Here is a 23853-nt window from a genome sequence, read left to right on the forward strand (position 1 = left end):
ACGGACCGGGCGTCCGGCACACCGGAATCGCCCGGCGGCAGGGGTACCTACGCCCCGAGGCCGGGCGGTGCGCCGGTCGTCCGGATGATCGCGGCGCAGGCGGCGCTGGAGACCCGGATGCTGCTCCGCAACGGCGAGCAGCTGCTGCTGACGGTGATCATCCCATCGCTGTTGCTGGTGCTCTTCTCGACCGTCGACATCGTCGACACGGGCAGGGGCCGGGCCGTCGACTTCCTCGCCCCCGGGGTCCTGGCGCTGGCCGTGATGTCCACCGCCTTCACGGGACAGGCGATCGCCACCGGCTTCGAGCGCCGCTACGGCGTGCTGAAGCGGCTGGGCGCCTCCCCGCTCCCCCGCTGGGCGCTGATGGCGGCCAAGACACTCGCCGTCCTGGTCACGGAGGTCCTGCAGGTCGCGCTGCTGACGCTGATCGCCCTCGGGCTCGGCTGGTCGCCGCGGGGCGGTCCGGTCGCCGTGGCGCTGCTGCTGGTCGCGGGCACCGCGGCCTTCTCGGGCCTGGGCCTGCTGATGGCCGGCACGCTCCGGGCCGAGGCGACGCTCGCCGCGGCCAATCTGGTCTTCCTCCTGCTGCTGGTCGGCGGCGGGGTGATCGTGCCGCTGGACAGGTTCCCGGACGCGGCGCAGACGGCCCTCTCGCTGCTGCCGATCTCCGCACTGTCCGACGGGCTGCGCGACGTGCTCCGGGACGGCGCGGCACTGCCGTGGGGCGATCTGGGGATCCTGGCGGGCTGGGCGGTGCTGGGACTCGCCGCGGCGGCGAGGTTCTTCCGCTGGGAATGAGCGCCTCCGGCCTTCGGAACGGCCTGGCGACGACACCCCGGGGCGCCCCCGGGCCCCTCGTGAAAGCACGCACAAGCGCCCCTCTACGATAGTCGCCGTGCAAACCCCCCTCGCCTACATCGCCAAGCGCTGGACGCCGTCCCCCAAGACCCTCCGGCGTGCCGCGCTCGCACCCGTCGTGATGAGCGTGGTCATCATCGTCACCGGCGGCGCGGTCCGGCTGACCGGCTCCGGACTCGGCTGCGACACCTGGCCGAAGTGCACGGACGACAGTCTGTTCGCGACGCCCGAGCAGGGCATCCACGGCGCCATCGAGTTCGGCAACCGGATGCTGACGTACGTCCTGTCCGCGGCGGTCGGCTGGGCCATCGTCGCGGCGCGCTCCACCAAGCCCTGGCGGCGAGGGCTCACCCGGCTCGGCTGGGCTCAGTTCTGGGTGGTGATGAGCAACGCGGTCCTCGGCGGCATCACCGTGTGGGCGGGGCTCAACCCCTGGACCGTCGCCGGGCACTTCCTCGCGGCGAACGCACTGCTGACGGTGGCCACGGTCACCTGGATCCGGGCGGGCGAGGGCGACCGTGCGCCCCGGCCCCGGGTCCCGCTTCCCGTGCGGCGGCTGTCCTGGGCGCTGACCGGCGCGGCGGGACTGCTGATCGCGGCGGGCACCGTCGTGACCGGCTCCGGCAAGCACGCGGGCGACAGCAGCGACGTGCCGAGGATGCCGTTCGACTGGGTGGACACGGCCCATGTGCACGCCGCGCTGGCCTGGCTGGTGTGCGTGCTCGCCGTGGCGGCGTGGCTGGCACTGCGGATCGTGGACGCGCCCGACGACACCCGGGCACGTGCCCGGGAGCTGATCTGCGTGCTGGTCGCGCAGGGCGCCGTCGGCTATGTGCAGTTCTTCACCGATGTACCGGAGGTGCTGGTCGGCGCGCACATGCTCGGGTCCTCGCTGATGTGGATCGCCGTGCTGCGCCTGGCCCTGAGCCTGCGGGAGCGTCCGCTCGCCGCCCCGGGTGCCCCGGCCGCGCCCGACGCCGCCCTCACGGCGGCCTGAGCCGGCCGGTTCGGTTCAGCCGGCCAGCCCGTAGACGCGGCGGGCGTTGTCCGCCGCGATCATCCCTGCGACCCGCCGGGCGTCCGCCCGGCACCAGGCGCCGTCGCCGACCCAGCCGCCGAGCACCCGGTCCAGCGCCTCCCTGAAGATCCTGGCGCCGACGACATGGAGCTCGGGCAGCCCCCGGGCCCCGCTGGAGAACAACAGCTTCCCGAACGGGGCGTGTTCGAGGGTCTCGGCGAGGACGGCCGCCGCCCCCGCCCCGGTGTGGGCCAGGGCGGGCCCGACGTCGGCGTACACGTGCGGGAAGACGCTCGCCAGGTACGCGGCGTGGCGGTGGTACGGATAGCCGTGCAGCAGCACCAGATCGGTGCCGAGACCCGCGGTCGCCGCCGCGAAGCCGGTCAGCGACAGCGGATCGCCCACCCCTACGTGGATCTGCAGCGGCCGCCCCGAGGCGACGGCGACCCAGAGCAGATGGCGCAGCAGCACGGGGTCGGTGAGCCGGCCGCCGACCGTCCGGCCCTCCAGCCAGCGCCCGGTGGCGCCGCGCACCTCGCCGGGCCCCGGTGGCTCGGGCGCGAGGGAGACCCCGTGCCGTACGCCGGCGACGGAGGTGAAGGCGACGGCCCAGTCGGCCGCGCCGTGCACGGCCTCGGCGAGGTTGGCGAGGAACGAGTCGACGGTGCCCGAGGTGTCGGCTACCTGTTCGGCGAGCAGTTCCAGGCGCACGATCTCATGGGCGTCCGCCATGCCCGCGGCCGCGATCTCGGGCACCCCGGTGAGATCCCCGGGCGGTCCGGTGTCCACGAGGTAGGTGGAGATCCCGGTGGCCCGCAGCAGCCGCCTGCCGGATTCGAGGACGCCGAGCTCCCGTCGGCGCGCGAGGTAGTGCGTGGGCGGGCAGTGGGGTTCGAGGCCGAGCAGCGGCGGGCACCAGCGGCGTACGGCGAAGCCGGTCTGGGTGTCGAAGAAGGTGGTGCCGGGTGCGGGCGGCCCGGCGGTCCTGCCGAGGTGGGCCTCGAAGGTGCCGAGGCCCAGCTCCGTGCGGAGGACGCCGTGGCAGTACTGATCCACCAAGGACGGCGTGTCGATCATCCGGGGCTCCCAGTGGTGGACGTCGTTCCACCCCTCCTAACGGGTGAGCCCCGCGCGAGGTGTTGCCCCGGGCCGCAGCGGCCGCTCTCGAGTGCCCCCGCAGGGCACGGAGCGGTCAGCCGTTCGACGGGCCGCCGATCTGGATGCCGGCCATCCGGGTCCACTCGTACGGTCCGGTGCGGACCTTCAGCGCGAAGTCGCCGTCGAACGACTCGTGCAGGGTGATGCCGGACTTCTCCGCGGCCCTGACGGCGATCTCGTGGGTCGGCGCGACCAGGTCGCCCCAGCCGCCGTCCTCGCCGACGAGCACGATGCGGGTGCCCGTCTGGCCGATGTACGCGAGCTGGCCCTCGGCGCCGCCGTGCGCCTTGGCGAAGGCGCCGATCTGCTTGGCGAGCTTCGCCGCCTTCCGCTCGGCCTTCGCGGACTGCTTCTCGTCAACCTGGGTGTCTGCCATGACCAGGATGCTACTCGCGGGTAGATCGACTGGCGACCGCCCGGCCACGTGGCCTCGGCCACGCGGCGCCCCGGGCGGCCGGTCAGCGCAGGAAGGGGTCCACGGCGACGGCGACGAACAGCAGCGAGACATAGGTGATGGACCAGTGGAACAGCCGCATCTCCTTGAGCTTCCCACCCGTCACCCCGGCCTTGGCACGGCTCTGCAGCGCGTGCGCCTCCCAGAGCCACCAGCCGCCGGTCGCCAGCGCCACCACCGTGTAGAACCAGCCGGTGTAGCCGAGCGGGGTCAGCAACAGCGAGACCGCCACCATCACCCAGCTGTAGACGACGATCTGCCGGGCGACGACCCTGTTGGAGGCGATCACCGGGAGCATCGGCACGCCCACGCGCGCGTAGTCCTCCTTCACCTTCATCGACAGCGGCCAGTAGTGCGGCGGCGTCCAGAAGAAGATGACGAGGAAGAGGACGACGGCGGCCCACGACATGGAGTCGGTGACGGCGGACCAGCCGATCAGCACCGGCATGCAGCCGGCGATGCCGCCCCAGACGATGTTCTGCGCGGTGCGCCGCTTCAGCAGCATCGTGTAGACGACCACGTAGAAGAGGAGCGCGCCGAGCGCCAGGGCCGCCGACAGCCAGTTGACGAGAAGCCCGAACCAGAGCGTGGAGACCACGGCCAGGGTGATGCCGAAGACCAGGCCCTCGCGCGGCGACACCATGCCGGTGACCAGCGGGCGCTGCGCGGTGCGGTCCATCAGGGCGTCGATGTCGCGATCGATGTACATGTTGAGCGCGTTGGCACCGCCCGCGGAGAGGTATCCGCCGACGCACGTGGCGATCACGAGCCAGAGGTCCGGCACGCCCTGCGCGGCCAGGAACATCACCGGTACGGTGGTGATGAGAAGCAGCTCGATGATCCGCGGCTTGGTCAGCGCCACGAATGCCTTGACGCGGGCCCCGAACGGCCGATGGCCCCCCGGGCTGGGAGTCAAGACGACCCCGGCGGGTCGGGACTCGACGGCCGTCACGCACACCCCTGACAGAGAATTCCCAGCAAGCTTCGCGGGGGCATCCCTCGTACCCGGAGGGTCATGGAGGCGTGAATGCCCGGTGAAGGCTTGCGCGTACCACGCCACTCTAGACGTTGGCCCCATGCCGATCTTCGCGGGGGTGGGTCGTGTTGAGCGCTGCGGCGGCGCCGTCCGTACTCACCGGAGTCAAGCACCGACAACAGGCGAAGTCGGGCCGGTACCCGCAGGCTGGTTGATGTGTCCGATTGGAGAGACGTGCACCCGAAAGGATGCACGTTGCTGCGAGGGTAGGCTCGACAGCGCCCGGTAAACGCCTCAGTCACCGGGACCCGAACATGTGGAGAGGAGCCCTGACCCAGGGTGAGCACCAAGCCGACCACCACAGACCTCGAGTGGACCGCATTGGACCAGCGGGCCGTGGACACCGTGCGTGTCCTCGCCGCTGACGCCGTACAGAAGGTCGGCAACGGCCATCCCGGTACGGCGATGAGCCTGGCCCCCGCGGCGTACGTCCTCTTCCAGAAGCTGATGCGCCACGACCCCGCCGACGCGGACTGGACCGGCCGCGACCGGTTCGTGCTCTCCGCGGGTCACTCCAGCCTGACGCTCTACATCCAGCTCTACCTCGCCGGGTACGGCCTGGAGCTCGACGACCTCAAGTCCTTCCGCACGTGGGACTCCAAGACCCCGGGCCACCCCGAGTACGGCCACACGGTGGGCGTCGAGACCACGACCGGCCCGCTGGGCCAGGGCGTCGCCAACGCCGTCGGAATGGCCATGGCCGCCCGCTACGAGCGCGGCCTGTTCGACCCGGACGCCGCTCCCGGCACCTCTCCGTTCGACCACACCGTCTGGGCCGTCGCCGGCGACGGCTGCCTCCAGGAGGGCATCTCCCACGAGGCGTCCTCGCTGGCCGGCCACCAGAAGCTCGGCAACCTGGTGCTGCTCTGGGACGACAACCACATCTCCATCGAGGGCGACACCGAGACCGCGGTCTCCGAGGACACCGTGAAGCGGTACGAGGCGTACGGCTGGCACGTCCAGCGCGTGGCCCAGCTGCCGAGCGGCGACCTGGACCCGGTCGGTCTGTACGAGGCGCTGAAGGCGGCCAAGGAGGAGAGCGAGCGTCCCTCCTTCATCGCCGTCCGCTCGATCATCGCGTGGCCGGCCCCGAACGCCCAGAACACCGAGGCCGCGCACGGCGCGGCGCTGGGCGACGACGAGGTGGCGGCCACCAAGCGGGTCCTCGGCTTCGACCCGGAGAAGAGCTTCGAGGTCTCCGACGAGGTCATCCGGCACACCCGGCGGGCCCTCGACCGCGGGCGCTCCGACCGCGAGGAGTGGGAGAAGACGTTCGCCGAGTGGCGTGCCGCCAACCCGGAACGCGCCGCCGAGTTCGACCGCATCCGCGCGGGCGAACTCCCGGCCGGCTGGGAGGAGAAGCTCCCGGTCTTCGAGACCGGCAAGGCGGTCGCCACCCGTGCCGCGTCCGGCAAGGTGCTGCAGGCGCTGGGCGCGGTCGTCCCGGAGCTGTGGGGCGGTTCCGCCGACCTGGCGGGCTCGAACAACACCACGATCGACAAGACCTCGTCGTTCCTCCCCAGGGGCAACCCGCTGCCGGAGGCGGACCCGTACGGGCGCACGGTCCATTTCGGCATCCGCGAGCACGCGATGGCCGCGATCATGAACGGCATCACGCTGCACGGCAACACCCGTGTCTACGGCGGTACGTTCCTCGTCTTCTCCGACTACATGCGCAACGCGGTCCGGTTGTCCGCGCTGATGCACCTGCCGGTGACGTACGTCTGGACCCACGACTCGATCGGTCTCGGCGAGGACGGCCCGACGCACCAGCCGGTGGAGCACCTGGCCTCGCTGCGCGCCATTCCGGGTCTGAACGTCGTGCGCCCGGCTGACGCCAACGAGACGGCGATCGCCTGGCGCGAGATCCTCCGCCGCTGGACGAAGGAGTTCCGCGTGGGCACGCCGCACGGTCTGGCGCTGACCCGCCAGGGCGTGCCGACGTACGAGCCCAACGAGGACGCCGCCAAGGGCGGTTACGTCATGTTCGAGGCCGAGGGCCCCGGCGGGGAGAGCACCGAGCCGCAGGCCCTGCTGATCGCCACCGGCTCCGAGGTGCACCTGGCCGTGGAGGCCCGCGAGCAGCTGCAGGCCGAGGGCATCGCGACGCGGGTCGTCTCGATGCCGTCCGTCGAGTGGTTCGACCAGCAGGACCAGGCCTACCGGGACTCGGTGCTGCCGCCGTCGGTGAAGGCGCGGGTGGCCGTCGAGGCCGGTGTCGGGCTGACCTGGCACCGCTTCGTCGGTGACGCCGGCCGGATCGTGTCGCTGGAGCACTTCGGTGCCTCTGCCGACGGCAAGGTGCTGTTCCGCGAGTTCGGATTCACCCCCGAGGCGGTGGCCGCCGCCGCGCGGGCCGCGCTCGGTTCAACGACTGGGATCGCCGCCGCCGCGCGTTGACGCCGGTATACGACTAGTAGGAGATGCAACTCTCATGACAGACGCACTCAAGCGCCTCTCCGACGAAGGCGTCGCGATCTGGCTCGACGACCTGTCGCGCAAGCGCATCACGTCCGGCAACCTTGCCGAGCTCATCGACCAGCAGCACGTCGTGGGCGTCACCACCAACCCGTCCATCTTCCAGAAGGCCATCTCGTCCGGCGACGGCTACGAGCCGCAGGTCTCCGACCTCGCCACCCGCCGGGTGACCGTCGAGGAAGCCCTCCGCATGATCACCACCGCGGACGTGCGCGACGCCGCGGACGTGCTGCGGCCGGTGTTCGACGCCACGGGCGGCCAGGACGGCCGGGTCTCGATCGAGGTCGACCCGCGGCTGGCGCACAACACGGCGGCGACCGTCGCCGAGGCCAAGCAGCTGGCCTGGCTGGTGGACCGGCCGAACACGTTCATCAAGATCCCGGCCACACGGGCCGGCCTTCCGGCGATCACCGAGGTCATCGGCCTCGGCATCAGCGTCAACGTCACGCTGATCTTCTCGCTGGAGCGGTACCGCGAGGTCATGGACGCCTACCTGGCAGGCCTGGAGAAGGCGAAGGCCGCGGGCCTGGACCTGTCGAAGATCCGTTCCGTGGCGTCGTTCTTCGTGTCCCGGGTGGACACCGAGATCGACAAGCGGCTGGACGCCCTCGGCACGGACGAGGCGAAGCAGCTGCGCGGCAAGGCGGCGCTCGCCAACGCACGGCTGGCCTACCAGGCCTACGAGGCGGTGTTCGGTTCGGCCGACAAGTCGACGCCGCCGTCGGAGCGCTGGGCCGCCCTCGACAAGGCGCAGGCCAACGCGCAGCGTCCGCTGTGGGCCTCGACAGGCGTCAAGGACCCGGCGTACCCGGACACGATGTACGTGGACCAGCTGGTCGCACCGGGCACGGTCAACACCATGCCGGAGGCCACGCTGGAGGCGACCGCCGACCACGGGCGGATCACGGGCGACACGGTGCGCGGGACGTACGAGCAGGCCCGTGCCGAGCTCGACGCCCTCGAGAAGCTCGGGATCTCGTACGACGACGTCGTCCAGCTGCTCGAGGACGAGGGCGTCGAGAAGTTCGAGGGGGCCTGGAACGACCTGCTCAAGTCGACCGAGGCGGAGCTCCAGCGCCTCGCTCCCTCGGAGGGCTGAGCACCTTGACTTCCGCACACGGAGCGAATCCGCTTCGTGACGCCGCGGACCGACGGCTCCCGCGCATCGCGGGGCCGTCGGGCCTGGTGATCTTCGGCGTCACGGGCGATTTGTCACGGAAGAAGCTGATGCCCGCCGTGTACGACCTCGCCAACCGCGGGCTCCTGCCGCCGGGCTTCTCCCTCGTCGGCTTCGCCCGCCGCGAGTGGGACGACCAGGACTTCGCCCACGAGGTCCACGAGGCCGTGAAGGAGCACTCCCGCACTCCCTTCCGGGAGGAGGTCTGGCAGCAGCTCATCCAGGGCATGCGGTTCGTCCCCGGCGAGTTCGACGACGACGACGCGTTCGAGACCCTGAAGAAGACCATCACGGAACTCGACCAGGTGCAGGGCACGGGCGGCAACTTCGCCTTCTACCTCTCGGTGCCGCCGAAGTTCTTCCCCAAGGTCGTCAAGCAGCTGAAGAAGCACGGGCTCGCGGAGCAGAAGGACGGCTCGTGGCGGCGGGCCGTCATCGAGAAGCCCTTCGGCCACGACCTGGCCTCCGCGATGGAGCTGAACTCGCTCGTCCACGACGTGTTCGAACCGGACCAGGTCTTCCGCATCGACCACTACCTGGGCAAGGAGACCGTCCAGAACATCCTGGCGCTCCGCTTCGCCAACACCCTCTTCGAACCGATCTGGAACCGGTCTTTCGTCGACCACGTGCAGATCACCATGGCCGAGGACATCGGCATCGGCGGCCGTGCCGGCTACTACGACGGCATCGGCGCCGCGCGCGACGTCATCCAGAACCACCTGCTCCAACTGCTCGCGCTGACCGCGATGGAGGAGCCCGCCTCCTTCGAGGCGGACTCTCTGGCGACGGAGAAGACCAAGGTGCTGGGTGCGGTGAGGCTGCCCAAGGACCTCGCCGCCGGCACCGTCCGCGCGCAGTACGCGGCCGGCTGGCAGGGCGGCGCGAAGGTCGTCGGCTATCTGGACGAGGAGGGCATCGACCCCACCTCCAAGACCGACACCTACGCGGCGATAAAGCTGGAGATCGACAACCGGCGCTGGGCGGGCGTGCCGTTCTACCTCCGCACCGGCAAGCGGCTCGGCCGCCGTGTCACCGAGATCGCCGTCGTCTTCCAGCGCGCCCCGCACTCCCCCTTCGACCGCACGGCCACCCAGGAACTCGGGCAGAACGCCCTGGTCATCCGGGTCCAGCCGGACGAGGGCGTGACCCTGCGCTTCGGCTCGAAGGTCCCCGGCACCTCGATGGAGGTCCGCGACGTCTCCATGGACTTCGCCTACGGCGAGTCCTTCACGGAGTCCAGCCCGGAGGCGTACGAGCGGCTGATCCTCGACGTGCTGCTCGGCGACTCCAACCTCTTCCCGAGGGTCGGGGAGGTCGAGCTGTCCTGGAAGATCCTCGACCCGATCGAGGAGTTCTGGGAGAAGCACGGCAGGCCCGCGCAGTACCCAGCCGGGACGTGGGGTCCGGTCGAGGCGGACGAAATGCTCGCACGAGACGGACGGAGCTGGCGCCGGCCATGAAGATCGACCTTACGGACACCACCTCCGGAAAGATCAACAAGGCGCTGGTGCAGGGCCGGCGGGCGATCGGCACCCCGGCCGTCGGCATGGTCCTCACCCTCGTCATCGTCACCGACGAGGAGAACGCCTACGACGCGCTGAAGGCGGCCAACGAGGCCGCCCGCGAGCACCCCTCGCGCAAGCTCGTCGTCATCAAGCGCGTCTCCCGCTCCCCGCGTGACCGGGCCAAGGCGCGGCTGGACGCCGAGGTCCGGGTCGGCGCGGACGCCGGCACCGGCGAGACGGTGGTCCTGCGGCTCTACGGCGAGGTCGCCGACCACGCCCAGTCCGTGGTGCTGCCGCTGCTTCTGCCGGACGCGCCGGTCGTGGTGTGGTGGCCGGTGAACGCGCCGGTCGATCCGGCGTCCGACCCCCTGGGCGCACTGGCACAGCGCAGGGTCACCGACACGTACGCCTGCGAGCGCCCCGTCGCCGAGCTGACCGCCCGCGCCGACGCCTACACCCCGGGCGACACGGATCTGTCCTGGACCCGCATCACCCCGTGGCGCTCGATGCTCGCGGCCGCCCTGGACCAGGTCGACTGGCGGATCACCGGGGCCGAGGTCGAGGGTGAGGAGTTCAACCCGAGCTGCGAGCTGCTCGGGATGTGGCTCGGCGACCGGCTGGACGTACCGGTGACGCGCACGGCCTCCGGCGGTCCCGGCCTCACCGCCGTGCGGCTGCTGACGGACAGCGGCGCCATCGTGCTGGACCGCGCGGACGGCTCCCTGGCGACGCTGTCCATCGAGGGCCAGCCGGACCGTGCGGTGGCGCTGAAGCGGCGCGACACCGCCGAGCTGATGGCCGAGGAGCTGCGGCGGCTGGACCCGGACGACATCTACGCCGCGACGCTGCGGTTCGGGGTCGACCGGCTCGACCAGCAGACCGCGGTGGCCGGCGACGGCTCCGCCGCGAGGAAGGCCGCGGCGGAGCGCCCGGACCCGACGGCGGAGAGGTCCGGGGAGAAGAGCGGGGACAAGACTCCCGCGAAGGCACCGGCGAGGAAGGCGGCGTCCAAGTGAGCGCCCCCCAACTCGTCGTCCACCGCGACAAGGAGCTGATGGCCCAGGCCGCAGCGGCCCGGCTGATCACGAAGATCGTGGACGCCCAGGCCGCCCGGGACTCCGCCTCGGTGGTGCTCACCGGCGGGCGCAACGGCAACGGCCTGCTGGCCGCGCTCGCCGCGGCACCCGCGAGGGACGCCATCGACTGGTCCAGGCTCGAACTGTGGTGGGGCGACGAGCGCTTCCTCCCCGAAGGGGACCCGGAGCGCAACATCACGCAGGCCCGGGAGGCCCTGCTCGACTCGGTGCCGCTGGACCCGGCCCGGGTGCACCCGATGCCCGCGTCGGACGGACGGTACGGCAACGACGCGGACGCCGCGGCGGCCGCGTACGCGGAGGAGCTGGCCGCAGCCGCGGGCCCCGAGCACTACCGGTCGGCGGCTGCCGACGCGGGCGGCGATGTGCCGGCGTTCGACGTCCTGATGCTGGGCGTGGGCCCCGACACGCACGTCGCCTCCCTGTTCCCCGAGCTTCCCGCGGTACGGGAGACGGAGCGCACGGTCGTCGGCGTCCACGGCGCGCCGAAGCCCCCGCCGACGCGCATCTCCCTGACGCTCCCGGCGATCCGGGCGGCGCGCGAGGTGTGGCTGCTCGCGGCAGGCGAGGACAAGGCGAACGCCGCGCGCATCGCCCTGTCGGGCGCGGGCGAGATCCAGGCCCCGGCGGCAGGGGCGTACGGCAGGTCGAGAACGCTGTGGCTGCTGGACGCGGCGGCCGCGTCCCAGCTGCCGCGCGATCTCTATCCGCCCGCCTCCGCCTGACGCGGTCTCACCGCCCGGTGCGACGAGGTCCGGTCCGCCCCCACCGGCGGGCCGGGCCGTACGTCGTCTCAGCGCCCGCCGCCCGTCACAGCAGGACCTGACCCGGCTTGGCTTCCAGGCGGGCCACCGCCGCCCGCGCGGCGGCCGTGAAGCGCCAGAACACCTCGGTGGTGCTCCCGGGGCGTCCCGCGTTGGTGTAGACCCCGAACATGGCGGCACGCAGCTCCGCGGTGATTTCCAGCTGTCCGCCCTCGCCGAGCACGGTGCGGTTGCAGGGGTTGTCGGTCTTGACGCCCGCGAGGTCCGGTACTGCGGAGCCGTCGATGGTGGTGAACCCGGCATTCCCGAGCTCCAGGTGCAGGGCTGCCTTGAAGTCGGCGCTGCGGCCGCCGACCACGACGGCCTCGGGAGAGGAGGCCGGGGCACCGGCCTGAGCGGCCGTACAGCCGTGCAGGCTCAGCACGTTGAGACTGCCCCCGGCCAGCGAGAGGGCGATCCGGTCGTCGCAGCTCGTGGACGTGACGTGGAGTTCCCGATTGCCGGAGGAGCGCAGTCCCTCGAACATCCAGTAGTCGTGTACGGGGTGGCCGTCCTGCACGGCTTCGAGGGTGGCGGGGTGGTAGCCGGCGATCCCGAGGCAGAGTTCGGAGGTGCCGCCCTCGATACCGCCCCCGTGCAGTGCCATGATCGTCGTCCGGTTGAACGGCGCCGTCCCGGTCCGGCTCTCGTCGGCGTGCTGATGGCGCTTCCAGCGACGGCCGAAGTCGGTGCCCTCCTTGCCCGCGAGCTTGGTGTAGAGGTCGGTGTTGGACGTGTAGACGTCGTTCTCTCCGGTGGCGTACGCGGGTGCGGCCCCGAATCCGCCGAGCACGGTGCCGCTGACGGCGGCCCCGACGAGCGCGGTGAGCACCGAACGGCGATCTGCTGAAATGTTCATGAGGGACATGATCACGTCTCCGGCGGGCGGAGCCGCCCGTTCCGGACGTGGCATCGCTCACGCCCCTTACCCCCCGTGCTCGTTGCGACCGCCCGGCCGCTCGAGGAACGGTTCCAGCAGCCCCGGGACCGCCCGGGCGGCGAAGTCCAGGATCTCGTGCTCGTCGGCGTCGTACACCGGGTACGCACCGTCGCCCGCCGCCGTGGTGGCGGTCAGGGTCAGCAGCCCGGCACGCCGCTGGAACCACGACTGCTTCAGCGTCCAGCCGATGACCCCGCCGCGCCGCAGCGCCACCGTGCCCCGCCGGACGGTCCCCGAGCGGGCGACCAGATAGTCGCCCACGAGCGCGTGGCCCAGGCTCCGGTACGCGTCCAGGGCCAGCAGCACCGCGGGCGGCAGGGACACCGCCGCGCAGGCCGCGGCGGCGTACAGCAGGACGTCCGTCACCGACAGGCCCAGGACGACGAGGACCAGGACCGGCGCGAGGGCGGCCGCGAGGGCCCGGCGCAGTCTGCGGGAGCGCGCCGCACGCGGATGCGCGGTGAGCGGGGCGCTCGTGGGCGGGCGGGGCTCCCGCAGCACCCGGGCGGCGACGTCGTCGGCCACGGGCCCCGGCGCGGGCGGCAGCAGCGTCCGGTGGTCGGCCTTGCCGTCCTCGTCGTCCTTGACCAGGCCGGTGGCCACGGCGTCCACCCGCGCGGCGCCGAACAGCCGCACGCCGAGTGGCTCGACGCGTTCGACTCCGCGCAGCCGTCGCTCCTCGATCGAGAGGGAGCGGGAGGTGAACAGCCCCCGGCGGACCCGCAGCGTACCGCCCGGTTCGCGTTCCAGCCGGTAGCCGAACCACATCTCCACCCAGAGGCCGAGTGCTCCGACGACCCCGGCGAACAGGGCCAGTACCGCCAGCACCACGGCCGTCCAGAGCAGCGGGGTGTCCCGAAACCGCTCACCGACCCAGTCGATCACCTGTGTCTGCACCCCGAACCACTGGCTGACCTGCATCACCGCTCCGACCGCGGCACCGCCGAGCAGGGGGGCGACGAAGGACACCGGCGCGTAGCGGATCCAGCGGGGGTCGAGGGCCGCCAGTGTCCCGTCCCGTTCGGCCTCCGGCACCCCGGCGGCCCGCCGCGCCAGCAGTTCCCGGCGCAGCCGCTCGCCCTCGGCCCTGGTGACCGGGTCGAGTTCCAGCGTGGACTCCCCGCCGCCGGTGTGTTCACCGGTGCCGATCCGCACCTTGACCAGGCCGAGTATCCGCAGCAGCGGATGGGCCGTCAGATCGACGGTACGGATGCGTTCGCGCGCCAGGGACCGCCGCTTCACCAGCAGCAGCCCGGTGTGGAGCTCGGCGCGCTCGGGGCCGATGCGGTACCGCGTGCGCCTCCAGCGCAGCCAGTCCGCGCCTACGCCAGCGGCGATGAGCACCAGGGCCCCGGCGAGCACCCGGCCGAGCGCCTGCCACCACGGCATGCTCCCGGCCAGACCGAGCAGGACGGGCAGTCCGGCACCACCCGCCACCCCCGCCATCACGGCGGCCGTGACGAGCACCGTGCGCGGGTCGAGCCGCCGCCAGCCCTCGTCCGGGCCGCCCGCGGTGGTCATGTGGCGTCCCCGGGGGTGGCCTGGGTGATCCGCGTCAGCTGCTCGGCCAGTCCGGCGGCGACCTCGTGGTCCAGACCCTCGATCCTCAGCGCGCCCTTGGCGGAGGCGGTGGTGACGGTGACGGTGGCCAGCCGGAAGAGCTGTTCCAGCGGACCCCGTACGGTGTCGACGGTCTGGATCCGGGACATCGGGGCGATGCGCCACTCCTGCAGGAGGGCGCCCGTGCGGACGTACACGGCCTCGTCCGTGACCTCCCAGCGGTGGAACCGGTACCACCAGGAGGGGAGGAGGGCCGTGCCCGCCAGGCCGAGGACCGCCAGCGCCCCGGCCGCGAACCACAGCCAGGCCCTGGCGGGACCGATGAACGTGCCGAGGGCGGCGAGCACCGCCACCGGCACGGCCGCCGTCAGCAGGCACCGCGCCCGCCACCATCCGACGGCCCGTTCGTTCAGCCTGTTGTTCGGCGGCCTCAGCCTCACGGTCCCCTCCCCCGTCATCGGACCGCCGTCCTACGCCCCGCCGCCCAGCGGGCCCCGGCCGCGCAGAGTGCGGTACGTGGACACCAGCGCGGCGGTGGAGCTGTCGAGGTCCTCGCCGCCGCGGCCCTCGGTGAGCACCGGCTCCAGGCGCTTGGCCAGGACCTTGCCGAGCTCGACGCCCCACTGGTCGAAGGAGTCGATGTTCCAGACGGCGCCCTGGACGAACACCTTGTGCTCGTAGAGCGCGACGAGCTGGCCGAGGACGGAGGGCGTCAGCCTGCCGGCGAGGATCGTCGTGGTCGGATGGTTGCCGCGGAACGTCTTGTGCGCCACCAGTTCCTCGGGCACGCCCTCCGCACGCACCTCCTCCGGGGTCTTGCCGAAGGCCAGCGCCTGGGTCTGGGCGAAGAAGTTCGCCATCAGCAGGTCGTGGTGGCCCGCCGGTCCGGCCGGCAGCTCGTCGACGGGGTCCGCGAAGCCGATGAAGTCGGCCGGCACGAGCTTGGTGCCCTGGTGGATCAACTGGTAGTACGCGTGCTGCCCGTTGGTCCCCGGCGTGCCCCAGACGACCGGTCCCGTCTGCCAGTCGACGGGCTCGCCCTCCCGGTCGACGGACTTGCCGTTCGACTCCATGTCCAACTGCTGCAGATACGCGGTGAACTTGCTCAGATAGTGCGAGTACGGCAGGACCGCGTGCGACTGGGCGTCGAAGAAGTCGTCGTACCAGATGCCGAGGAGGCCCATCAGCAGTGGTGCGTTCTTCTCCGGCGGCGCCGTGCGGAAGTGCTCGTCGACGAGGTGGAATCCGTCCAGCATCTCGCGGAAGCGCTCCGGGCCGATGGCGATCATCAGCGAGAGCCCGATCGCCGAGTCGTACGAGTAGCGGCCACCGACCCAGTCCCAGAACTCGAACATGTTCGTGGTGTCGATACCGAAGTCGGCGACCTTCTCCGCGTTGGTGGACAGCGCGACAAAGTGCTTGGCCACGGCCTCCTGGCCGGCGCCGAGGCCGGTCAGGAGCCACTCGCGGGCGGTGGTGGCGTTGGTGATGGTCTCGACGGTGGCGAACGTCTTGGAGGCGATGACGAACAGCGTCTCGGCGGGGTCGAGGTCGCGGACCGCCTCGTGGAGATCGGCCCCGTCCACGTTCGAGACGAAACGGAACGTCAGGTCCCGTGCGGTGTAGGCGCGCAGCGCCTCGTAGGCCATCGCGGGGCCGAGGTCGGAGCCGCCGATGCCGATGTTGACGACGTTCCTGATGGGCTTTCCGGTGTGGCCGGTCCAGCGGCCCGAACGGATCTGTCCGGAGAAGGCGCTCATCTTGTCGAGCACGGCGTGCACGGCCGGCACCACGTTCTCGCCGTCGACCTCGATGACCGCGTCCCGGGGGGCGCGGAGCGCGATGTGCAGGACCGCCCGGTCCTCGGTGATGTTGATCTTTTCACCGCGGAACATGGCGTCCCGCAGCTCCGCGACCCCGGTGGCGGCGGCGAGGTCACGCAGCAGTGCCAGCGTCTCGTCGGTCACCCGGTGCTTGGAGTAGTCGAGGTGCAGATCGCCGGCCCTCAGGGTGTACCGGCTGCCGCGCCCGGGATCCGCGGCGAACAGCTCCCGTAGATGCGTGTCCGCCATCTGCTCACGGTGCTTGGTCAGAGCAGCCCATTCGGGCCTCCGGTTGAGCCGGATTGCGTTCATCTTCAGCCCACTTCTTCTCGTACCTGACTGCGTCCCCGCTGCCCCACCAACCTAATTGATCGTGAGGGCGGCCGGCGCGACGCAACGGCGTGCGGGCGAAACGCATCGGGCCCGGCCGGCGGCGGAATCCTGGGATCCCGCCGCCGGCCGGGCCCGGCGTCAGCTGCTCAGATCTCGCCCCGGAGCTTCGCGAGCGCCTCGGCGAGGATCGCCTCACCGTCCGCGTCACTGCGCCGCTCGCGCACGTACGCCAGATGCGTCTTGTACGGCTCGGTACGCGGCGGGTCCGGCGGGTTGTCCCGGTCCTGGCCGGCCGGGAACCCGCAGCGCGGGCAGTCCCAGCTGTCCGGAACCTGTGCGTCGCTGGCGAAGCTCGGCTGCGTCTCGTGCCCGTTCGAGCACCAGAAGGAGATGCGGAGACGCGGCGCGGACTCGCCCCGCTCCGCCTCCCCCATCGGCCCCGCCCCGACCCGGCTTCCCCGAATCGCGTTGCCACTTGCCACGGTCGTAACTCCCTGCCTGATGGTGCTCGAAGATGCCCCAGTCTACGTAAGGCCCAACGCTCGTCCAGTGATTGGAGTTACACCCCCACCTTCCGGGACGCTCTTTGTGGGTCAGCCGCCCAGCTTCATCAGCAGAGCAAGTACGACAATGCACGCGAACCACATCAGGCCGACCACGATCGTGATGCGGTCCAGGTTGCGCTCGGCGACCGAGGAGCCGCCGACGGACGACTGCATGCCGCCACCGAACATGTCGGAGAGGCCGCCGCCCTTCCCCTTGTGCATCAGCACCAGCAGCATCAGCAGCAGGCTGAAGACGATCAGGGCGATCGAGAACCCCATAACCACGGCTGGACCAACTTCCTCGGACGAACGAATCAGACTGAACAACTGATCAGGAAAACGGGGGCCGAGTCCACGAGCCTCGGCCCCCGCAAGCGTACGACGAGGTTACCCATTTCCACGACCCTCGCCGCGGGCCGGACCCTCCTCACCGCAGGTGACGAGGAGGGCGGGCAGCGCTACCGTCCGTTCACTGGTCCCGGAAGCGCACGATCTTGACGAACTCGTCCACGTCGAGGGACGCGCCGCCGACCAGGGCTCCGTCGACGTCCGGCTGAGCCATGATCGCCGCGACGTTGTTCGACTTCACCGAGCCGCCGTACTGGATGCGGACCTTGTCGGCCACCTCCTGGCCGTACGTTTCCGCGAGCCGGCCGCGGATCGCCCCGCAGACCTCCTGGGCGTCCTCCGGCGTGGCGACCTCGCCGGTACCGATGGCCCAGACGGGCTCGTAGGCGATCACGAGGGTCGCGGCCTGCTCGGCCGTGATGTCCTTCAGTCCGCCGTCGATCTGGTTCAGCGTGTACTGGACCTGCTGTCCGGCCTTGCGGACGTCCAGCCCCTCGCCGACGCAGAGGATCGGGGTCAGACCGTGCCGGAACGCGGCCTTCACCTTGGCGTTGCAGAGCGCGTCGGACTCGGCGTGGTACTGGCGTCGCTCGGAGTGACCGACGACCACGTAGGTGCACTTCAGCTTGGCGAGCATCGTGCCGGAGATCTCACCGGTGTACGCGCCGGAATCGTGCGCCGAGAGGTCCTGGGCGCCGTACGTGATCTTCAGCTTGTCGCCGTCCACCAGGGTCTGCACGGAGCGCAGATCGGTGAAGGGGGGCAGGACCGCGACGTCCACGGCGTCGTAGTCCTTGTCGGTCAGGGCGAAGGCGAGTTTCTGGACGTGGGCGATGGCCTCGAGGTGGTTGAGGTTCATCTTCCAGTTGCCCGCCATCAGCGGGGTGCGGGTGCTCATGTGGTGTTCAGTCCTCCAGTGCGGCGAGGCCGGGAAGCGTCTTGCCCTCGAGGTACTCGAGGCTCGCGCCGCCACCGGTCGAGATGTGGCCGAATGCGTTTTCGTCGAAGCCCAGTGTGCGGACCGCGGCGGCCGAGTCGCCACCGCCGACGACGGTGAAGGCCTTGCTGTCCACGAGTGCCTGGGCGATGGCACGGGTGCCGCCTGCGTAGTCCGGGTGCTCGAAGACGCCCAGCGGGCCGTTCCAGAACACCGTGGCGGCGTCGGCGATCTTGGACGCGTACAGCTCGCGCGTCTTCGGGCCGATGTCCAGCCCCTCCTTGTCGGCGGGGATCCGGTCGGCGTCCACCGTGATGTACTCGGCGGGCGCCTTGGTCTTGAGGTCCGGGAACTCGCCGGAGGCGAGGACGTCGACCGGCAGCACCAGCTCGACGCCGTTCTTCTCGGCGCGCTCCATGTACTCCTTCACCGCCGGGATCTGGTCCTCCTGGAGGAGGGAGATGCCGACCTCGTGGCCCTGGGCCTTGAGGAAGGTGTAGGCCATGCCGCCGCCGATCAGCAGGCGGTCGGCCTTGGCCAGCAGCGAGTCGATGACGGCGAGCTTGTCGGAGACCTTGGCGCCGCCGAGGACGACCACGTACGGCCGCTTGACGTCCTCGGTGAGCTTCTTCAGCACCGAGACCTCGGCGGCGATGAGGTAGCCGGCTGCGTGCGGCAGCCGGGCCGGGAGGTCGTACACCGAGGCGTGCCCCCGGTGGACGGCGCCGAAGCCGTCTCCGACGTAGACGTCGGCGAGGGATGCGAGTTCGTCGGCGAAGGCGCCGCGCTCGGCGTCGTCCTTGGACGTCTCTCCGGGGTTGAAGCGCAGGTTCTCCAGGACGGCTACGCCGCCGTCGTCGAGACCGGCCACGGTGGCGCGGGCGGACTCGCCGACCGTGTCGGTGGCGAACGCCACCTCCGCGCCGAGCAGTTCGCCGAGCCGCGCGGCGGCCGGGGCGAGCGAGAAGGCCGGGGCCGGGGCACCCTTCGGGCGGCCGAGGTGCGAGGCGACGACGACCCGGGCACCCGCGCCGGCCAGGGCCTTCACGGTCGGCAGCACGGCGCGGATACGGCCGTCGTCGGTGATCGTGGTGCCGTCGAGGGGCACGTTCAGGTCGGCGCGGACGAAGACCCGCTTGCCGGAGACGCCTTCGGCGAGGAGTTCGTCGATCGTCTTCATGCTGTGTTGGCTCCTAGGGAGAGGTCGGGGACACGCCACAGGGCCCGCGCAGCGCGCCGTTGCGCTGCCCGAGCCCTGCTCCGCTCACATCGGGGTGCTTACCGTCGCCGGCAGGCGATCAGAGCTGGTTGCCGACGAAGACCGTGAGGTCGACGAGGCGGTTGGAGTAGCCCCACTCGTTGTCGTACCAGCCGACGACCTTGACCTGCTTGCCCTGGACCATGGTGAGCTTCGAGTCGAAGGTGCAGGAAGCCGGCCAGTTCACGATGTCCGAGGAGACGATCGGGTCCTCGGTGTACTCCAGGACGCCCTTGAGCTGTCCCTCGGAGGCCTTCTGGAAGGCGGAGTTGATCTCGTCCCTGGTGACCTCGCGGTCGAGTTCCAGGACGAGGTCGGTGACGGAGCCGGTGGGGACCGGGACGCGCATGGCGATGCCGTCCAGCTTGCCCTTGAGCTGCGGGAGGACCAGGGCGGTGGCCTTCGCGGCACCCGTCGAGGTCGGGATGATGTTCTCCGCGGCGGCGCGGGCGCGGCGCAGGTCCTTGTGCGGGAAGTCGAGGATGCGCTGGTCGTTGGTGTAGGCGTGGACCGTCGTCATCATGCCCTTGACGATGCCGAAGTTCTCGTCGAGGACCTTGGCCATCGGGGCCACGCAGTTGGTGGTGCACGAGGCGTTGGAGATGACGTTGTGCTTCGCGGGGTCGTACTTGTCCTGGTTCACACCCATCACGATGGTGATGTCCTCGTCGGTGGCCGGAGCCGAGATGAGGACCTTCTTGGCGCCGCCGGCGAGGTGCTTCTCGGCGTCCGCCTTCTTCGTGAAGATGCCGGTGGACTCGATGACGATGTCGACGCCGAGCTCGCCCCAGGGGATGTCGGCCGGGTTGCGCTCGGAGAGCACCTTGATGGTGTGGCCGTCGACGGTGATGGTGTCTGCGGTGTGGCTGACCTCGGCCTTCAGACGGCCGAGGATGGTGTCGTACTTCAGCAGGTGAGCGGTGGTCGCGGTGTCACCCAGGTCGTTGACAGCCACGATCTCGATGTCTGCACCCTGCTCCAGCAGCGCGCGGAAGTAATTACGACCGATGCGGCCAAAGCCGTTGATGCCTACGCGGATCGTCACGAACCGATCTCCTCAGTGGTACGCCGGTTTCGACGCCGGCGAGCTGATATGGGATGTCCCCGACCGCTTACGACCCTACCTCCCCGGGGCAGCCGGAGTGGCATCGAGCACGCCCCCGGATCGAGCCGAAAACCGGCGGCCCGTACCTACCGACAAGTACGGACCACCGGCGCTTTTCGGCGACTACACAGTGTCAGCGACGGAGCGCGGCGAGCGCCTTGCGGACCAGTGCGCTGCGGTCCGCGGGCGCGGTGACGTGCTCCAGGCCGAAGCCCAGCAGGACGGTGTCCCGGGTGGTGACGGCCGCGTAGGAGACGAACAGCTCACCTGTGCGCGCCCAGTCACCACCGAGCGCGGGGCTGCCCTCCGGCGCCCCCGGCGTGGTCCACGGACCGAGTGAGGTCTCGAAGCCCTCGCTCTCCCTCTCCGCCCCGCCGACGACCAGGGCGGCGTCGTCGGCGAACACGCCGCGTCCGCCGCTGCCCGGGTCGGTGACGTAGGCGAGGGAGAGCTCGACCTGACTGCCCGCGTAGGCACTCAGGTCGAAGGACACCTGCTTCCAGCCGGCGGAGGAGCCGGTGAAGCTGTTCCAGGTGCCGCTGGATCCGGTCGCGGTGCAGCCGCCGGAGCCNTGACGTAGGCGAGGGAGAGCTCGACCTGACTGCCCGCGTAGGCACTCAGGTCGAAGGACACCTGCTTCCAGCCGGCGGAGGAGCCGGTGAAGCTGTTCCAGGTGCCGCTGGATCCGGTCGCGGTGCAGCCGCCGGAGCCGAGGGTGAGGTAGTGGCGCAGGAAGGGATGCCCGCCCAGGAAGTACCCGGCCTCGCACTCCTCCGGCACCGCGGTGCCGCTGAGCCCGCCCTCGTCCGGGAGCGTCGTCCAGTCCTCGGCCCCCACGGTGTGGGCCTCCAGGACCGCGTGGTCGTAGCCCGGCTCGGTGTTCCAGTTGAGCGCGAGCCTCAGCTGCGGCCTGTCTGCCGCGCTGACCCCGGTGAGGTCGACGGTCCGGGTGAGCCGCTTCCAGTCGTTGTCCTCGTGGGTCGCGCTGGCCATCGACGAGCCCTCGTACGGGGCGTAGGGATTGCTCACCCCGCCGTAGCGACCCGCCTGGGCGCTCGCGAACTGGGGGAACTGCGCGGCAGGCAGGGTGTCGGAGGTGACCGTGTACGCACCGGGCGCGTTCAGCGGGTTGCCGGTGGCGCCGGACAGGGGTCCGCCGGATCCGGTGAGCGTTCCCGCTCCGGCGAACCCGGTGGCACTGGGCTCCGAGGCACGGCCGTACGCGCCCAGCCAGTACTGGCTGAAGTCGTTGGTCGCGGCCCTGCCGACCTGGGCGTTGCCGCCGGCCAGCTCCCCTGCCTCGATCAGCTTGCCGCCCTCGTTGAGGAAGTCGCGCAGGGCGAGCTGGGTGGGTCCGCCGGGCGCCTGCGCGCCGGTGTAGTGGACGGAGGTGGAGAAGTGGCCGAGGACGCCGAGCGGGTGCGGGGCGCCCTGCGTGGCGACGTCCCAGACGACGGCCTTGCGTCCGTTGGACCGGAGCGCGTCGACGTACGTCTGGGCGTGCTGGGCCGGCGCACCCTCCTCCGCCACCACCAGGGTGTCCGCTCTGGGTCGGACCGCGACGGTGTAGGTGAAGTGCTCGCTGGAGACGCGCTTTCCGCTCCTGGTCTCGCCGGTGAACCAGACCTCGACCCGGTCGCCGACGTCCCCGTCCTTGACCTTGGCCCGGTACTCGTCGAAGCGGATGTTGTCCTCACCGCCGTAGGTCTCCCCGCCCCGCCACGGCCGGAGCGCCATGTCGTGGATACGGCCGCCGTTGACGCGGTACTTGAGCTCCTTGTCCCGCAGGGACTTGCGGGCGATGACGGAGACCTCCTGGTCGCCACCGCGCGAGTAGGAGGTCGTGAACGGGTCGACGGTGAAGTCGGGGGCCTCCAGACCGACCGCTGACGACGGCTGGTCGGGGTGGACCGCGGTCTCGGCCACGGACAGCGCGAAGTCGACGTTCTTCGCGAACTCCGCCTGGATCAGCTTCTCGTCGTCGGGGAAGTTGAAGCCCGAGCGGCAGTCCTCGGGCCGCCACCGGTCGTTCGGGTCGATGGCCGAGGCGGTCTGACAGGTCGTCATCTCCGGGGTGAACATCATCGTCCCGTTGACGTTGGCCGCGTGGCCGTCGGCCTCTCCGTTGGTGGTGTAGAGCTCGGAGGAGACCTGGGGGTAGTAGCCGGGTACGGCCGGGTTGTCGGGGGTGCCCGCCAGCGCCTTGTAGAGCACGTCGTCCGGCGTGGGGGTGGCGACCTGCCAGCCCACGCCGTACAGCAGCAGTTCGGCGGCGGAGTGGTAGTTGATGCCGTACTCGAAGCCGATGCGCTTCTGGAAGCGGTCCAGCGCGACGGTCTCGGGCTCGGAGGAGGGGCCCGAGCCGCGGTAGGTCTCACTGGCGGGGTTGGGGGACGACCCCTCGTTGTCGTAGCCCCACTTGTAGGCGAAGTTGCGGTTCAGGTCGACGCCGTCGCCGGTGGTGATCCTGCCGTCGCCGTTGTTGTCGCGCAGATTCTTGCGCCAGAGGCGGTTGCTCTCGGCGGCGTGGGTGAAGTCGTAGCCGTCCGGATTGGCGGACAGCAGGAACCAGAGCTCGGTGCGGTCCACGATCCGGGTGATGCGCCGGTCCTCGCCGTAGCCGTCCACGTAGTGGTGGAGCAGCCGCCGGGTCATCTCGGGCGTGATCCACTCGCGGGCGTGCTGGTTGGACATGTAGAGGGTCGACGGTTTGGCACCGTCCCGGTACTTCTTGGCGCCCTTGGTCAGCTTGAGGGCGAGGATGTCCTTGCCCTGCACGGTCCTGCCGATGCTGACGACCTTCGTGATCGACGGGTTGGCGGCGGCGACGGCGAGGATCTCCTCCTGGAGGCCGCCCTCCCCGCCGTACGGCCGGAAGACACCGTCCCCGGCGGCGGCGACGCGTTTCTTCGCGGCGCCGGACACGGTGTGCTCGGTGAGGCTCACGCCCTTGTCGCGGAGTGCGCCCGCCTGGTCGTCGGTGAGGAACACCTCGACCGTGGCGGTGCCCTTGGCCGGTACCTGCTCGGTCAGTTCATGACCGTCGGCGCCTGCCTGGAGGAGCAGTGGCACCTGCTCCTTGGTGACTTCCGCCTGCCACACGGAGAGTCCGGCGTCGTCCGCGCCCGTGTCCGCCCGGGCGAGCGGCGCGGCGGCCAGACCGGCCATCAGGAGTGAGGTCGCGGCGAGGATCGATCTCGCTCTTCGTCTCATTGGCCCCCCTTGCTTTCGTCTGTCGCGAAAGAAAACAGATGCCAGGCTCATGACAGTTCATGATCATGTCAAGATGCTCTGGACGGCCAAGTGGCGCCTGAATGCGGGGCGTTGAGGTCCGGTGGCGTCCCGGCGAGCGGGAGTGACGGGTACGGAAAAGGCCCGTCCCGCCACGGACGGGCCTGACGGGCCGTGATGTCCACGGGC

19 protein-coding genes and 2 pseudogenes are annotated in these 23853 nt (G+C 70.9%); 7 read left to right on the forward strand and 14 right to left on the reverse strand.

Annotation, left to right across the window (positions count from 1 at the left end; translation table 11 throughout):
* Nucleotides 1-84: 84 nt before the first annotated feature.
* Nucleotides 85-801, forward strand: a complete 717-nt coding sequence (locus QMZ92_RS13535; RefSeq protein ID WP_283297705.1) for an ABC transporter permease — start codon at nt 85-87, stop codon at nt 799-801.
* A 97-nt stretch (nt 802-898) separates the two neighbouring features.
* Nucleotides 899-1858: a COX15/CtaA family protein gene (locus QMZ92_RS13540; RefSeq protein ID WP_283297622.1), complete on the forward strand. Its 960-nt coding sequence runs from the start codon at nt 899-901 to the stop codon at nt 1856-1858.
* A gap of 15 nt (nt 1859-1873) precedes the next feature.
* Here QMZ92_RS13540 and QMZ92_RS13545 read toward each other — a convergent pair whose 3' ends face one another.
* The 3 genes from QMZ92_RS13545 to QMZ92_RS13555 form a co-directional block, all read right to left on the reverse strand.
* Nucleotides 1874-2956: an amidohydrolase family protein gene (locus QMZ92_RS13545; protein ID WP_283297623.1), complete on the reverse strand. Its 1083-nt coding sequence runs from the start codon at nt 2954-2956 to the stop codon at nt 1874-1876.
* 115 nt (nt 2957-3071) lie between these two features.
* Nucleotides 3072-3413 carry a hypothetical protein gene (locus tag QMZ92_RS13550; protein ID WP_138055975.1) on the reverse strand — a complete coding sequence of 114 codons (342 nt, stop codon included), beginning with the start codon at nt 3411-3413 and terminating at the stop codon, nt 3072-3074.
* Nucleotides 3414-3495: 82 nt separating this feature from the next.
* Nucleotides 3496-4443, reverse strand: a complete 948-nt coding sequence (locus QMZ92_RS13555; RefSeq protein ID WP_283297624.1) for a heme o synthase — start codon at nt 4441-4443, stop codon at nt 3496-3498.
* A 363-nt stretch (nt 4444-4806) separates the two neighbouring features.
* Here QMZ92_RS13555 and tkt point away from each other — a divergent pair, with 363 nt between their 5' ends.
* The 5 genes from tkt to pgl are packed head-to-tail and all read left to right on the forward strand — an operon-like array spanning nt 4807 to nt 11506.
* Nucleotides 4807-6927 (forward strand): transketolase, encoded by a 2121-nt coding sequence (gene tkt, locus QMZ92_RS13560; RefSeq protein WP_283297625.1) that lies wholly within the window; start codon nt 4807-4809, stop codon nt 6925-6927.
* A gap of 34 nt (nt 6928-6961) precedes the next feature.
* A complete protein-coding gene (gene tal, locus QMZ92_RS13565; RefSeq protein WP_283297626.1) occupies nt 6962-8104 on the forward strand; it encodes a transaldolase in 1143 nt (380 codons plus the stop codon).
* 5 nt (nt 8105-8109) lie between these two features.
* Nucleotides 8110-9642, forward strand: a complete 1533-nt coding sequence (zwf, locus tag QMZ92_RS13570; protein ID WP_283297627.1) for a glucose-6-phosphate dehydrogenase — start codon at nt 8110-8112, stop codon at nt 9640-9642.
* On the forward strand, nt 9639-10703 hold the full coding sequence (gene opcA, locus QMZ92_RS13575) for a glucose-6-phosphate dehydrogenase assembly protein OpcA (protein ID WP_283297628.1): 1065 nt from the start codon (nt 9639-9641) through the stop codon (nt 10701-10703). Before zwf ends, opcA begins: the two co-directional genes overlap by 4 nt.
* Entirely contained in the window at nt 10700-11506 is an 807-nt protein-coding gene (pgl, locus tag QMZ92_RS13580) for a 6-phosphogluconolactonase (protein WP_283297629.1), read from the forward strand. Before opcA ends, pgl begins: the two co-directional genes overlap by 4 nt.
* Nucleotides 11507-11591: 85 nt before the next feature.
* On the opposite strand, the gene QMZ92_RS13585 is transcribed toward pgl, so the two are convergent.
* The 11 genes and pseudogenes from QMZ92_RS13585 to QMZ92_RS13635 form a co-directional block, all read right to left on the reverse strand.
* Nucleotides 11592-12443 carry a poly-gamma-glutamate hydrolase family protein gene (locus tag QMZ92_RS13585; protein WP_502962047.1) on the reverse strand — a complete coding sequence of 284 codons (852 nt, stop codon included), beginning with the start codon at nt 12441-12443 and terminating at the stop codon, nt 11592-11594.
* 66 nt (nt 12444-12509) lie between these two features.
* On the reverse strand, nt 12510-14045 hold the full coding sequence (locus tag QMZ92_RS13590; protein ID WP_283297631.1) for a PH domain-containing protein: 1536 nt from the start codon (nt 14043-14045) through the stop codon (nt 12510-12512).
* Entirely contained in the window at nt 14042-14542 is a 501-nt protein-coding gene (locus QMZ92_RS13595; protein ID WP_283297632.1) for a PH domain-containing protein, read from the reverse strand. Before QMZ92_RS13595 ends, QMZ92_RS13590 begins: the two co-directional genes overlap by 4 nt.
* A gap of 12 nt (nt 14543-14554) precedes the next feature.
* Nucleotides 14555-16219, reverse strand: a complete 1665-nt coding sequence (gene pgi / locus QMZ92_RS13600; protein ID WP_283297633.1) for a glucose-6-phosphate isomerase — start codon at nt 16217-16219, stop codon at nt 14555-14557.
* A 167-nt stretch (nt 16220-16386) separates the two neighbouring features.
* A complete protein-coding gene (locus QMZ92_RS13605; RefSeq protein WP_078503510.1) occupies nt 16387-16722 on the reverse strand; it encodes an RNA polymerase-binding protein RbpA in 336 nt (111 codons plus the stop codon).
* A 111-nt stretch (nt 16723-16833) separates the two neighbouring features.
* Nucleotides 16834-17070, reverse strand: a complete 237-nt coding sequence (gene secG / locus QMZ92_RS13610; protein ID WP_170813917.1) for a preprotein translocase subunit SecG — start codon at nt 17068-17070, stop codon at nt 16834-16836.
* A gap of 184 nt (nt 17071-17254) precedes the next feature.
* Nucleotides 17255-18031 carry a triose-phosphate isomerase gene (tpiA, locus tag QMZ92_RS13615; protein ID WP_283297634.1) on the reverse strand — a complete coding sequence of 259 codons (777 nt, stop codon included), beginning with the start codon at nt 18029-18031 and terminating at the stop codon, nt 17255-17257.
* Between the two features lie 7 nt (nt 18032-18038).
* Nucleotides 18039-19250, reverse strand: coding sequence for a phosphoglycerate kinase (locus QMZ92_RS13620; RefSeq protein ID WP_283297635.1), 1212 nt, complete (start codon nt 19248-19250; stop codon nt 18039-18041).
* Nucleotides 19251-19368: 118 nt separating this feature from the next.
* Entirely contained in the window at nt 19369-20373 is a 1005-nt protein-coding gene (gap, locus tag QMZ92_RS13625; RefSeq protein WP_283297636.1) for a type I glyceraldehyde-3-phosphate dehydrogenase, read from the reverse strand.
* 193 nt (nt 20374-20566) lie between these two features.
* A pseudogene (locus QMZ92_RS13630) lies at nt 20567-20893 on the reverse strand (zinc carboxypeptidase); the annotation flags it as partial.
* Nucleotides 20894-20994: 101 nt separating this feature from the next.
* Nucleotides 20995-23646: pseudogene (locus tag QMZ92_RS13635) on the reverse strand (M14 family metallopeptidase); the annotation flags it as partial.
* Between the last annotated feature and the right edge of the window lie 207 nt (nt 23647-23853).

Source organism: Streptomyces sp. HNM0645 (assembly GCF_030056615.1).
GTDB classification, from domain to species: domain Bacteria; phylum Actinomycetota; class Actinomycetes; order Streptomycetales; family Streptomycetaceae; genus Streptomyces; species Streptomyces marianii.

Excerpts from the sequence above, each read along its gene's own strand:
- QMZ92_RS13535 (WP_283297705.1), top strand. The coding sequence starts at position 85 with ATGATCGCGGCGCAGGCGGCGCTGGAGACCCGGATGCTGCTCCGCAAC.
- QMZ92_RS13545 (WP_283297623.1), bottom strand. The coding sequence starts at position 2,956 with ATGATCGACACGCCGTCCTTGGTGGATCAGTACTGCCACGGCGTCCTC.
- QMZ92_RS13550 (WP_138055975.1), bottom strand. The coding sequence starts at position 3,413 with ATGGCAGACACCCAGGTTGACGAGAAGCAGTCCGCGAAGGCCGAGCGG.
- tal (WP_283297626.1), top strand. The coding sequence starts at position 6,962 with ATGACAGACGCACTCAAGCGCCTCTCCGACGAAGGCGTCGCGATCTGG.
- opcA (WP_283297628.1), top strand. The coding sequence starts at position 9,639 with ATGAAGATCGACCTTACGGACACCACCTCCGGAAAGATCAACAAGGCG.
- QMZ92_RS13585 (WP_502962047.1), bottom strand. The coding sequence starts at position 12,443 with ATGAACATTTCAGCAGATCGCCGTTCGGTGCTCACCGCGCTCGTCGGG.
- QMZ92_RS13590 (WP_283297631.1), bottom strand. The coding sequence starts at position 14,045 with ATGACCACCGCGGGCGGCCCGGACGAGGGCTGGCGGCGGCTCGACCCG.
- QMZ92_RS13595 (WP_283297632.1), bottom strand. The coding sequence starts at position 14,542 with ATGACGGGGGAGGGGACCGTGAGGCTGAGGCCGCCGAACAACAGGCTG.
- pgi (WP_283297633.1), bottom strand. The coding sequence starts at position 16,219 with ATGAACGCAATCCGGCTCAACCGGAGGCCCGAATGGGCTGCTCTGACC.
- tpiA (WP_283297634.1), bottom strand. The coding sequence starts at position 18,031 with ATGAGCACCCGCACCCCGCTGATGGCGGGCAACTGGAAGATGAACCTC.
- QMZ92_RS13620 (WP_283297635.1), bottom strand. The coding sequence starts at position 19,250 with ATGAAGACGATCGACGAACTCCTCGCCGAAGGCGTCTCCGGCAAGCGG.